The sequence below is a fragment of the Parvularculales bacterium genome, assembly GCA_036881865.1.
GTDB lineage: Bacteria > Pseudomonadota > Alphaproteobacteria > JAPOUT01 > JBAJNM01 > JBAJNM01.
In genome coordinates, this window is record JBAJNM010000079.1 from 1 (window position 1) to 11,408 (window position 11,408).

Sequence of the window (11,408 nt, forward strand, 5' to 3'; positions counted from 1 at the left end):
AGCGGATTGCGTTCAAATTGAATCGCAATACCGCTCCAACATTCTATTTTATAAGCATAACCTTGATCGTCCTTGGCTCTCTCCGGATCGGATTATGCTCTAGTCAGACGGCGCGCGGCGGAACCCGCCTTGTTCGAGAGGCCATACTATCCCAGTCAACCCATGCGCGCCCAATATTATGCAACACTATGGACGACCACCCTATTACGACGATCGCCATTGAAAATAAAATCAACTCGATCAAACCCCAACTATGCGGATGGGTTGATAAATCATAAAGCTGCAAAACGGCTAAAAATTCGGAAACCACAAAATAAATACCCCAGGACAACATTAAAAACCTAATATCAATTCTCTATTTATTTACTTTTTAAAGAATTGAACACAACTTGAAACATATTTTCTTTTCGTTGCAGTGCTTTTATGCAAGCGCGGTCAAGCGAGGCACCGGATAAATCGATATAAGACATGCTTTCACATGCTTGACCGTAGCGGTGCACTCTACCCTCCAATTACGACCGATCATCCAGCGAATAGCTGTTTTCATAAAAGATCATCGTCGCGCATGCCGATTTATGGTTTTGTTGGTTCCCTAACAACGTGTGGCCGTATTTGCCCGCCCGTGCTTGGGCCAGCATAATTCTTACCGCGTCATCACTATTGAACCGCTTCTTTTGTTGTTCTATTTGTTTCAGTTTTATTCCATCAGTAATCTATTCGCAACGGGTTTCACCGAAACAGCCCAACAATTGTCCGTATACCAGTTTATGCCGATATGAAACCACAACCTTGCCGATTATCTCATCGTTCATTATTTCACGTAATAGCTTCAATCCAAGATTTTTATCGTCCTCCACTAATTTGTGCACTTTGTGGCGATCGTCGTATACCCATCCGCATTGAATTTGGGCTAACTTAGCGTATTTAGTGATAGTCGTATCAACGACTATCGCGTCTTCATTTGATAGCCACAATACAAACTCCTTTTCCATCGCATCATACATGTTTTTCATATTTTTAGTCATTTTATAATCACTGATCATGCATATTTTGTCGGGCAAATCTGTCCAAAAGGTCAGCCGGTCTTTTTCGACAAGACTTGGCAAGTAGGCAGGCAGGGTTGCATTGAACCCAACCGAGCCGAAGGTGGCCACGAAACCCAGAATCATCAGGCTTCACGACTCGACCAGATCGACAAAAATCAACCCGAGAATGGCCAGGAGCGCCAGGATGCGTATCAATTCGGTCGCGATCGGCATATGCTTTTTCGAGATTCTGTCCACCAACACGCCAAGCGGAAGGAAAAGCAGGAAATATGGCAGCGTTTGCAAAGCATTGAGCAGTCCGCCGCCGCCGGCATCAAGCCTCAGGGAAAGCACCGCGATCAGTGGGATTCGCGGTCAGGCCGAGCTGGTCCGCCGACTGAGCGGGAAGATTGGTGTAGATCAAAAAATTGATGTCCCGTGTAGATGTTGTACTCTGTGATATGATATAATCCCCAATGCGATTCCAACAGGTCCCTTACTTACACATTCGACCGGTCCGGCTTAGAGGCGGGCTCAAAGATCCGGCATGGACCGGGACTTGCGCTCCAGGACCAGATGGCGCCGTCGCTGAAGGACAAGCCTTATGCAGGAATGTCGTTCGCCCGCTTGCCTTCTTGCGACCCGTTTCTTCCTGAGTTTCGGTCCATGTCTCGTGTCTCTTAAGTTTGCGTCAACGGGCCCGGCGCAAAGGCTACGCGGGATTCCGGTATTGAATCGACTGGAACTATTTCCAAGATGTTGCGCCCTGCGGAAATCGCATGTTCGACACGGTGAAAGCTGGGCGTCTGTAAAAAACCTAAACCTTTGGATGCAACTTCAGGAGGTGGGGTTTTGAGAGATGTCCACCCGCGGCACGGCAACATCCCGCTTAATCGGTCCCCCTTGCCGAACCAGCTATAAACCATCATTCACTCCATTAGAGCGCCGTTCGATCCGCTTGAATCGAACCGGTGCTCTTAAATCTTTATTTTGCCGCATAATCTTGATCGTCCTCACTCTCGCTTGGCAAGCTCGGATTATGCTCTAGTTTCGGGTCGCTTACGCCTTTACATCCGTATCAATGGGTGTCGGTCTCATGTTTCATTGCCATGAACACAAAAATATTTGTCATGAGAAAAAACATGCCCCAAAATAAAACAGCGATATGAAACGATTTATCCACCAACATAACGCCGATATAGCTGCCAAAAGACATTCCTATGGCTTTTGTAGCGATGTTGAAGCAGGAAAAATTTCTTCTGAGGTCTTTTTCTCTATTAGTTTTAGATATTAATTCCATAAAAATTTGAGGTATTATTATTTCTCCCATAGATAAAAATATAACAGAAATATAAAATATAAAAACGCTGTTAGGGGTAAAACTCAATATGATAACGCCAATCAATGAACATAGACTGCCAACAAATATAGAAATGCTTGTGGTTAAAAATTTTTTAGCCCCACTTATAATGGAAAAAGCAAAGATTATAATAAAGAACGCATTTATCAAAAATGAATTTCTTATTATCTCACCATAATTAGGAAAAAACAATTTTGCCTTTAAAGTTAAAAAAGTATAGATTTGTGCTTCGAATATGAAGTGGAACGATCCGGCTATACAAATAAAAATCACAAAGTAGGGAATTTTTTTATTCATTATTTTAATATTACCGACAACAGAATGTTCTTTTTTCTTATGTAATTTGATGAAGAAACTCATTATAAATCCTGCAAAAAATAATATGCAAGCTATCATTAATGATCCGTAAAAACCATAACTCTGATTAACGAAATTTCCAATCAAAACACCGACAGCACTTGCTATACTATTGATGAATTTAATATATGTAATAATATTCAATGAGTCTATATTTTTTGATGCATTATAGCATGTAATTCTTGATATGGAAAAATAATATCCCACAGCCAATCGATATAAAATGAGTCCAATTATTACAAAAGTTATTCCTGTACGTCCCCCTTTATCCGCAAAAAATATGAGCAATGATGACATGAAAAATATGAGGACAGAAAATGAGTAATCTCTATTTACGTTTTTAAATATTTTGTAGTTTGTTAAAATTAAAGATAATAAATTTCCTAAAAAGAAGCTGACAAGTAAAATGTATGAAAGTGCGTTGGGATTGAATCTTGCATATTCAACAATTTCAGTCGCTAAATAGGGAAAAAAGCAAAACATTCCCATACAACAAAAACTCATGGACAGGAAGGTTATAATGGGATATTTGCGCATTTATGAAGCCCTTTGGTTGTTGTCGGGCAATGGAACAGGTGCAATGGCAGCAGGCGCGATGGATGAGTATGCCTGCCTGACACTCTCCTCAAGCCGCTCTCTCGAATCGGTTTTTACGATAAAAAACCCGGGCCTGTCCGAGGATTTTCCGACGCTGGTTATCGGCCCTTTTTTATTTTTTTGAACGCAAACAACCCCCTCAATACCCATTAATTTATAGTATCCTATATTGATAAATTTTGGCTTTTCAATATCAAAAAAGAATATACCACAGATTTTAGAATTATAAATAACTTTTGGAAGCGCATAATTTTTGTTTGTACTTGATAAAATATATTCTCTATACAAATCAATGTCGGTGATAAAATACCACAACTCCGGTATCCAATCTCCCCCCACCCGATCATGCGCCTCCACCAAACAGGGTTTGCCGGTCGAGGATTCAAGGATAAATTCTATGTGATAAACGCCTTGTCTGGCGCCGATGAGCTCCAGGAATTCCAGGCAGGCCGCCTCCAGGGTCTCTTTTGACCGAGACGGGAGTGAAGCTGGAACAATATGCGACTTTTCAACGAACGTTCCTTCATAAAGCGATTTTTCGGTGATACCGATCACCCGGCGTGTTCCGCCATGGACAATCGCTTCGACCGAAAATTCACGACCATCTATCTTTTTTTCAAGCAGGTAGCCGCCGGTCAAGCAACCCGACACGGCATGCTCGGCAAAGCCGCGGCCAATATATCTTACCTCGCGGCTCCCGACCCCATCAACCGGCTTTATAACAGCTGTCTCATGGTCTTCGACAAAGGCGTGTATATCGTTTATCGATTCGGGAACCATCCAAGGGATCGTATAGGGATAAGCGTCCGACAGGGCGCTGCGCAGGCGATATTTGTTCTTAGTCAGCGCGCTGATTCTCAAGAGGTCGCCGCCGGTCAGCCGATCGTCCACATATCTGGAGCAAAGCAACGCCCCCTCGGACAGGCTCAGACATCTCTCGATACCATGTTGCCCGGCGAAACGAACGATCTCGTCCCAATTGCGCCGATCCTCATAGTCCGTCAACAAAGAGTCTCCGACCAATAAAGCATTGGACTCGATAACCGACCGATCCTTATGAACGAGATAAACATGCAACCCCTCAAGCCGCGCCCTCTCGATTAAGAGATGGTTGCTGCCGACCAACAAGACGCTCTTAGTCATAGACGACCTCATAACGCTCATTGAAGCGCGATTGTAATTCGAGAGCCTTTTTATAGCTGCCCGATCTCACGATCAAAGAGCCCAATCTTTGGTCCCCATTAATGTCTCCCATGATTTTCTGAGGCAATGCCCCGATGTCCGCATGCAGCGTGTTTTCTGGTTCATCGAAACGGATTTCACGGACGGTCCCGGCGCGTTTTGGGATAAAAAAGAGCACGGAATAATAATGGCCGTCATTGCCGCCAACCGGCGGCTCCAAGCCTAAATTGGAACACAGATATAAAAGATTGAGGCTGGTTTTGGTGTGTTCATGTATCAGCCTGGCTATGCCGCCGCCCGCAACCCTCGGATTGATTTCGATAACCTTGACCCGACCATTCACGAGTTTGAACTCAAAATGCAAGACTGTATTTCTCAGGCCAACAAGAGACACAATTTCAACAAGCTGCGAAAATACATCTTCTGAATCATAGCCTTCTTGTTCAAGCGGACAAGGGTAAATATGGCCGATTTCCGTGCAGCTGGGTGGCGGCGTCGAGAACTTTCTGGTGAATCCGAGGATTTTCCACCTTTGCAGCCCGGGATGGAAATACAGTTCCGCACTGAATTCAGGGCCTTCGACATAGTCTTCAGCGATGATCGTTCCGGAAATGGTATACCCTCTGCCGTTCGGCCCACGTCTCGTCTTGATAAACGAAACAGCGTTTTGAAAATCGCTTTCCTCCCGACAAATCGTGACGCCGACGCTGCCGCTCTCATCGACAGGTTTGACCACACAGGGGAACGTAACGTCACAATGCTGAATCCTGTCGATATCGAAGGTTGTGAAGCTCAGCGCATAGTCGCTTTTTTCCAGGGTTTTTCTAAGACAATTCTTAAACCTGCATTTTATCAACGCCTTCACGGCTGGACCGACCGACGGCGAAAACATGGAATTGACAAGAGCCGCCGGTAACAGTCTGAAATCATCGAAGGCCAGAATTCCGGCAATCTGCACGCCGGCTGCCTCCTCTTCGGCAAGGTAACCGGTCAGCGCAGTGATGTCATAGCTATCGAGAACTTTAACCTCTTTAAATATCCCGAATTTATCCCACAACGGCCTGGGGTAGTCCTTAATGCTTCCGCAAATGAAAATAACGTCATAGCCGAGCTCGACCGCCGCCTCGGCGCATTCCACTCCGTTACCGGCAAAATTCGTTTCCAGTATATAAATGGTTTTCATTTCAGGTTGCCCAAGTGAAGCAGGAACGGTTTAAACCGCTTTTCCAAACTACGTTCAAAAAATATTTCGCCTTTCCGTAGCCCTTTCTCATTATAAGGGAAAGAAAACAATTCATCTTCCGATTGGGTGCCAGATAGATAATTGATGATTATGGCGCGCTCTTCCCGGCTTTTCCCGTAGGTCAAGTTCAGACCGATGGACGATATCGCTATTCTGAGCTTACAGCCCTCATACCCCAACGCTTGACCGGGAGAGAGAGCAAGTTTAAACTTATCCAATGCCATTCTGCAAACGTCGATCGATTCCATATCCAGCCCCTCGACGAGAGGATCCAAACTCAGAATAACGCCATGGCCGGCTTCCGGTTCATGCTCAACCGCAATGAGTTCTCGGCCCTGCTCGCCATTAAATTCACTGACAAATCTTTTTAAGATATCCACCCTTCTGAGACAAGATTTAAGACTTGAAGTTGGTTTTGTTCTATGTTTAAAGCTATATTTCAGAAGATCAATACTATATTTAGATATGGATACATTTTTGTTAACGATTCTTTGTTTCAATTCGGTTATAAACGTCTTGGCTCCACAGCACCAGCCGATGCGGGCATTGGCAATATTGAACCGTTTTGACGTGCTTTTCACAGTGACGACTCTGGCATAATTGTCACCGGCCACAGACGCCAGCGCCGGAGTATAATCAAGCTCATACTCCGTCCCTGAAAAAACGCTATCCACAACGATCCAAGCTTTATAACATTCAGCCACTTTCGCTATTTTCGCCAACTCCGTCTCTTTATAGATCGCGCCGCCATGATTTGGATTTTGCAGGAGCAAAATAATGCCATTCCCATTCTTTTTCAGATAATTATTAAACTGAAAATATGTCATTTTATAATCATTATTTCTTTCTGTTTGAGCAACATCGAACTGCAAACCGTAATGTTCAGCCCATGAGGGAAAATTATGGTAAAAAGAGGCGGGCGCACAAACCCTTTTAACATTACTCTGTTTGATAATTTGTTCCATAATGTGACAAATCAATGCCGAAGAGCCATTATCCAGCGCTATATTACGGGCAATTTCGAAGGGTATGCCGTCATGGACAAAATCGGCCGTCAACATATCCAGCAATTCCCGGTCCTCGGATAAATACAGGTAATCATCCACGGACCCATTCTCCGGCGTCAGAAATTCTTCCATCGTTTTGGCAATGACATAGGGGTGGGGCCTGGACACGCCGTCACCGTGAGCATAGGACAGCACGTCGGCATCGAACATGGAGTTGTATGCTTTCAACCCCGTTTGGTTACGGCCTGCCAGAATCCGCCTGACCTCCAGCAATTGCCCATGCCAGTCCCTGTTTATGAGCTCCACTTTTCATGAAACTCCCGATATTGACGAAAAAGCGCCCTCGCATAGGCTTCCAGATCGCTAAAATACAGAGGCGTCAGTTTTATCCCCGTCACAGCCTCGACAATGTCTTTCGCCTGATCGGTGTAGTCGAGGAATCCATCGCTGCTGATCGAATCGATGCCGTCGAATGTCTGGCCTTTTCGGTTGACCCTTACCGCCTCGGCCGGGTCGATCCCGGTCGGGAGGGCCAGTTTGAATGCGCCATCGACCAGCCTGACGGGGTAACCGCCGACCAGACCTTTAAGGCCGGGGGCGTGCAATACTTGGCCGGTGTCTTTGCCAAGCAGTGCCTCAATGATACTGACGGCGGAAGATGATGTCACCCACATCCCTTCTTTTCCCCTCGGTCTGGCGAAGCGATTTTTTATGTCGTCGCATGCGGTTTCAATATCCACATCGTCGGTGACGTCGCTTTCCCCATCGTGGTAGAATCTGATGATGAAAGGAGTTCCCCGGCTGCTGCCGAAACGAGGGATTGAATTGCTTACGGCATGATGCGCGACCAGGGATGCCGTAATGGATCGGCTCTCGACATTGAGTTGATGCGCCGCCGCCAATTCAAACGCCGGAACGATATTGGCCAGATTTCCAATCCCTATTGTCGGGGCAAGCCCAATTTCAGCCAGTATGGGGTTCACGGCGTCGGGGAAGGCTGAGTTGATAACCGTGGTGTTGAGTTGCGAGGCATGAACCGCCCGCATCAGCTTGTAGACCGGCAAAAGATGCATCGAGGTCCAGGGACCGACGCCGGCGAGTGCTATCGCCTTGTTGATCGGCGCCGGCAGCTCTCCAAACGTCCAATAGGCCTGTAATGTTGCCGTGTTGAAGACGATATCCGGCTTTAACCGCGACAATACCTCTGTGGTCCGCGATTCCCGATCCAGGTCCATCTCAACGATGCCGATCTCGGGCGAGGCATGATTACGACATGAGATTCGGGTTAAATTCGCGATCGATTTCGCCGCGTTTGAGTTTCTGGCTGCAATGACCATCCTGCCCACGCTCCCTCTCCAGGACAGCTGCAACACGACCATTCTCGCCAGAACGCCACTCCCTATTATCAAAACCGTTTTCATATCGGCGCCATTATTATGGTCGGCGTACTGATACTTTAACGGCCCCTTATCATAAAAACTTTCGATAGGCAAGGATAATCTGCCAGGCGACGTCATGGGCGGGCGCAACGCAACCGTTTTGTGGAAACAATCCCTGCAAAGCCTATGGTTGCGCCCGGGGCCAGGTTTCCCACAAAGGCATGCTCCTTCCCCTTGCCGAGCCGACAGGGAACCCTTTCGGATATACTCCAAACCTTCAGACCGTTTCAGCCTGATGTATGGTCGATCAGACAATGAATTATATGGCCTCGCCCTCCGGCTCCGGCCAACCACACAACCTTCAGCTCTTGCTGGCCCCGGCAACCGGACGCTTGATACCGACTCTTGGCCTGATGATTCTTCAGCCAAACCCGCAAACCCATGGCAAGCGGCATATTAGACGAAATCAGACGATAATCGCCATCCCCGATTCCTTCCGGAATCATTGAGCCCCCCGTGGCGATACCGAAAAAGCCATGACGATCGCACTTGCAAAGACCCAAAGTTATCGCCAAGCCGGGAATTCGCATTCATGTTGTAAATGCCCAATGGTGAACCATCTGACATAGCCCGTAACCGGGACGTCGGTATCAAACGCAAAACGGCGAAAGGACTCCCGATACCGCACCCGGTAAGAGCGCGCAAACCCTATCTTAGAGCGAGTATATATGAAAACACACCTTTAAAGAGCAAGCAACGCAATCGACTCGATCGCTTGAGGAAACATGGCCTTCCCAAATGCCTTGAACGCCTCAAACCGGCAGATTGGCGTGCAAAACGGCCATGTGCGCCAATATTTTTTCCCGCGCCGGCGTCTCCCTGGTCGCCAGAACAAACCTTATCACAAGTCTCCATCCATGCAATATATAGCATAGAAATAAACAAATCTGTGCAATGACGACACTTTTTGCCAAATGTTGCTTGACACTCATGCGCTATATAGCCCATTTTAGCTATATGTCTCGCGACCAGATCATCCGGCTTATCGAGGTCCTAGCGCGCGCCGTCCGGCGTAGCCCCCATACTGTTGGCCATATGGCATCAGGCAGCGGTGATTTTTACGCTCGTTTGAAACGCGGCCATGACCTCACCACTCGTCGCGCGGCGCGAGTCGCCCAATACCTCTCCGACCACTGGCCCACGGACCTTCCTTGGCCCTCGGATATTCCCCGCCCGGCGGTAGACAAAACCGCTGGGAGGGGAGAAGTACCGTAATGCTGATTTTACCGTGATGCTGATTTTAAAGTTCCGCATATGTTCCGCAGAGGTCGAGTTCATGGTTGCCACATCGGCCGTACGCAACGAGGGTAACTTCATATGGGCCAGTGGACCATTTTTATCGCTGAGTCGGTTTACTCTCAAACGCGGAGCGAGAATCGAGGGTAATCTCGGCTTGAGTGGTCCATATGTACGCGCATTGCCAAAGTGTATGACCGTATGCGGTGACTTTTATATCCATAATGCTCGGATAAACATCTTGCCCGAGGGATTGACGGTTATCGGTAACCTTATTATCAGCCATACGCCGCTTGAAGCATGGCCGCATGATTTATGGGTCGGCGGCAATATCTATCTCGCCGACAGCGCGTAAATGGTGGGTACCGAAAGCCCAAGCCCATCAAGCCGGGTTGACAATGTCTGTGCAAACAAGCCGTTCGGAACGGAGACCCCCAGCCAATGCAACATACAGCGCAAGCCGGGTGGCCGGAGCTTCCCAGACAGTGTTATGCTTTTATCGGCTGTGTTCTGTCAGGAAGGAGATGTTGAGCGTCGTTGACGCATAAGGCATTGCTCTCAAGACGTGGCTTTACGAATAAGTTCGGGGTTCGGAGATTGATTGAAAACCGGTTTACGTCGGCTCATTGTAAGGTCTCGCCAAAGGGAGCGTGAACAGATAGCGGCCGATAGGCTTAAGGGTAATAAAAAGACATGAGTGAAATGGCGGGTGACGCGAGCCTTTGCGGTTTTGGGCGGGGGCGATGCTTGTTGCCGGTGTTGTCATGGGTCTCCCGGCCGGACTTTTAGGGGTGGGCAGAGGGCTCGTCATCGTTTCGGTATTCCACCAGTTTCTGGCCGCCATGGAGATTAACGTCAATCCGCGCATGTAGGTTGTCGTTGCAACATCACTGACGACAATCACCGCCACTTCTATAACCTCGGCCCGTGGTCATGACCGGAGAGGATCACTCGACACAACTCTTTTGAACCGCTTAGGGCCGGCGATTGTTGTCGGCGCGGGGATCGGCGCTATCATTGGCGGTCTTGCCGACGGCCGTGTCCTGACCACCGTTTCTGCCGTTGTCGCCTTTCTGATAGCGGCCAACATGATGCTGGCTCGCGATCACGCCCATACACGGAAAATCCGCCCTGGGCGGTTTGGGCCGTTCTCGGGATCATTGCCGGTGGGCTTTCGGCGATGATGGGAATCGGTGAGGGAACACTCTGCGTCCCGATCCTGAGTGTTTTGAGGTATGATATCCGTCGCGCCGTCGGCGCCTCGGCGGCCATTGGATTCATGATCGCCCTTCCTGGTGTTATTGGCTATGTGGCATCGAGAATCGGTGTTGATACCCGCCTGCCCTTTTCGCTCGGATCTGTCAATGTGCCAGCCGCGGCTCTTTTGATCCCGATGACGACATTATACGCCCCGATTGGCGCTCGTATCGCGCACACTATTCCGCGTCGCGCATTGCGCATCTGTTTCAGCCTGTTTCCGGCCGCCACATCGCTACGCATGTCCTATGACCTAATTGCCTGAGATTGTCGGCTGAAGATGGTCATTCGGCCAAAGCCCGTTCCCGACAGGCACGGCAAGCTGCAACTGCGCGGATCGTAAAACCGGGAATACGGCCTCGATGCCTCACATTTAATTTCTGCTGCTGCAAGACAACCCCGGATCCCCGGAAGACCAAGCACGGTTATTGAGAGCCAACCCGTGCGCTCTCGCGCAATAGAGCATTTTCCGTGGCAATGGAATCATGGAAAATGCTCTGGTTGATTGTTTTTCAAGCATAATCTTGATCTGACCTCGCTTCTCCGGATCGGATTATGCTCTAGGTGTGAGCTTTCAACCGGTTGTCGATTCGGGCCTGACCGGGGAGACTGGAGTTACTGAGCTTCAGACCTCCTTGGAGGCAAGCCCGAATGAACATCCACAACAATGCCCGACTGACGCCGCTGGGTCGAGAGCGGTTGGTG

At 48.3% G+C, this 11,408-nt stretch carries 12 protein-coding genes and 1 pseudogene; 4 read left to right on the forward strand and 9 right to left on the reverse strand.

What is annotated here, in order from left to right; all coding sequences use genetic code 11:
- Nucleotides 1-278, forward strand: a 278-nt coding sequence (locus V6Z81_10880; GenBank protein MEG9862971.1) for a hypothetical protein, incomplete at its 5' end; no start/stop codon positions are given.
- Nucleotides 279-713: 435 nt separating this feature from the next.
- On the opposite strand, the gene V6Z81_10885 is transcribed toward V6Z81_10880, so the two are convergent.
- The 8 genes from V6Z81_10885 to V6Z81_10920 form a co-directional block, all read right to left on the reverse strand.
- Nucleotides 714-1,154, reverse strand: coding sequence for a hypothetical protein (locus tag V6Z81_10885; GenBank protein MEG9862972.1), 441 nt, complete (start codon nucleotides 1,152-1,154; stop codon nucleotides 714-716).
- A gap of 21 nt (nucleotides 1,155-1,175) precedes the next feature.
- Nucleotides 1,176-1,379: a hypothetical protein gene (locus tag V6Z81_10890; protein ID MEG9862973.1), complete on the reverse strand. Its 204-nt coding sequence runs from the start codon at nucleotides 1,377-1,379 to the stop codon at nucleotides 1,176-1,178.
- 724 nt (nucleotides 1,380-2,103) lie between these two features.
- A complete protein-coding gene (locus V6Z81_10895; GenBank protein ID MEG9862974.1) occupies nucleotides 2,104-3,279 on the reverse strand; it encodes an MFS transporter in 1,176 nt (391 codons plus the stop codon).
- Nucleotides 3,280-4,482 (reverse strand): ATP-grasp domain-containing protein, encoded by a 1,203-nt coding sequence (locus V6Z81_10900; protein MEG9862975.1) that lies wholly within the window; start codon nucleotides 4,480-4,482, stop codon nucleotides 3,280-3,282.
- On the reverse strand, nucleotides 4,475-5,704 hold the full coding sequence (locus V6Z81_10905) for an ATP-grasp domain-containing protein (GenBank protein MEG9862976.1): 1,230 nt from the start codon (nucleotides 5,702-5,704) through the stop codon (nucleotides 4,475-4,477). Before V6Z81_10905 ends, V6Z81_10900 begins: the two co-directional genes overlap by 8 nt.
- The gene (locus V6Z81_10910; GenBank protein MEG9862977.1) at nucleotides 5,701-7,077 is read right to left on the reverse strand and encodes a pyridoxal phosphate-dependent aminotransferase; all 1,377 of its coding nucleotides are present in this window, start codon (nucleotides 7,075-7,077) and stop codon (nucleotides 5,701-5,703) included. Before V6Z81_10910 ends, V6Z81_10905 begins: the two co-directional genes overlap by 4 nt.
- On the reverse strand, nucleotides 7,065-8,264 hold the full coding sequence (locus V6Z81_10915; protein ID MEG9862978.1) for a hypothetical protein: 1,200 nt from the start codon (nucleotides 8,262-8,264) through the stop codon (nucleotides 7,065-7,067). The genes V6Z81_10910 and V6Z81_10915 overlap by 13 nt, the downstream gene beginning before the upstream one ends.
- Before the next feature lie 173 nt (nucleotides 8,265-8,437).
- Nucleotides 8,438-8,656: a hypothetical protein gene (locus tag V6Z81_10920; GenBank protein ID MEG9862979.1), complete on the reverse strand. Its 219-nt coding sequence runs from the start codon at nucleotides 8,654-8,656 to the stop codon at nucleotides 8,438-8,440.
- A 448-nt stretch (nucleotides 8,657-9,104) separates the two neighbouring features.
- On the opposite strand from V6Z81_10920, the gene V6Z81_10925 reads away from it, so the two are divergent.
- Complete coding sequence (locus V6Z81_10925; protein ID MEG9862980.1) at nucleotides 9,105-9,425, forward strand: hypothetical protein; 321 nt, start codon at nucleotides 9,105-9,107, stop codon at nucleotides 9,423-9,425.
- Nucleotides 9,426-9,486: 61 nt separating this feature from the next.
- A complete protein-coding gene (locus tag V6Z81_10930) occupies nucleotides 9,487-9,801 on the forward strand; it encodes a hypothetical protein (GenBank protein ID MEG9862981.1) in 315 nt (104 codons plus the stop codon).
- A gap of 258 nt (nucleotides 9,802-10,059) precedes the next feature.
- Here V6Z81_10930 and V6Z81_10935 read toward each other — a convergent pair whose 3' ends face one another.
- Nucleotides 10,060-10,356, reverse strand: coding sequence for a hypothetical protein (locus V6Z81_10935; protein MEG9862982.1), 297 nt, complete (start codon nucleotides 10,354-10,356; stop codon nucleotides 10,060-10,062).
- Nucleotides 10,357-10,360: 4 nt separating this feature from the next.
- Here V6Z81_10935 and V6Z81_10940 point away from each other — a divergent pair.
- Nucleotides 10,361-10,968: pseudogene (locus V6Z81_10940) on the forward strand (sulfite exporter TauE/SafE family protein).
- Nucleotides 10,969-11,408: the final 440 nt, after the last annotated feature.

Excerpts from the sequence above, each read along its gene's own strand:
- V6Z81_10895 (MEG9862974.1), bottom strand. The coding sequence starts at position 3,279 with ATGCGCAAATATCCCATTATAACCTTCCTGTCCATGAGTTTTTGTTGT.
- V6Z81_10925 (MEG9862980.1), top strand. The coding sequence starts at position 9,105 with ATGACGACACTTTTTGCCAAATGTTGCTTGACACTCATGCGCTATATA.
- V6Z81_10920 (MEG9862979.1), bottom strand. The coding sequence starts at position 8,656 with ATGATTCCGGAAGGAATCGGGGATGGCGATTATCGTCTGATTTCGTCT.
- V6Z81_10905 (MEG9862976.1), bottom strand. The coding sequence starts at position 5,704 with ATGAAAACCATTTATATACTGGAAACGAATTTTGCCGGTAACGGAGTG.
- V6Z81_10930 (MEG9862981.1), top strand. The coding sequence starts at position 9,487 with ATGGTTGCCACATCGGCCGTACGCAACGAGGGTAACTTCATATGGGCC.
- V6Z81_10900 (MEG9862975.1), bottom strand. The coding sequence starts at position 4,482 with ATGACTAAGAGCGTCTTGTTGGTCGGCAGCAACCATCTCTTAATCGAG.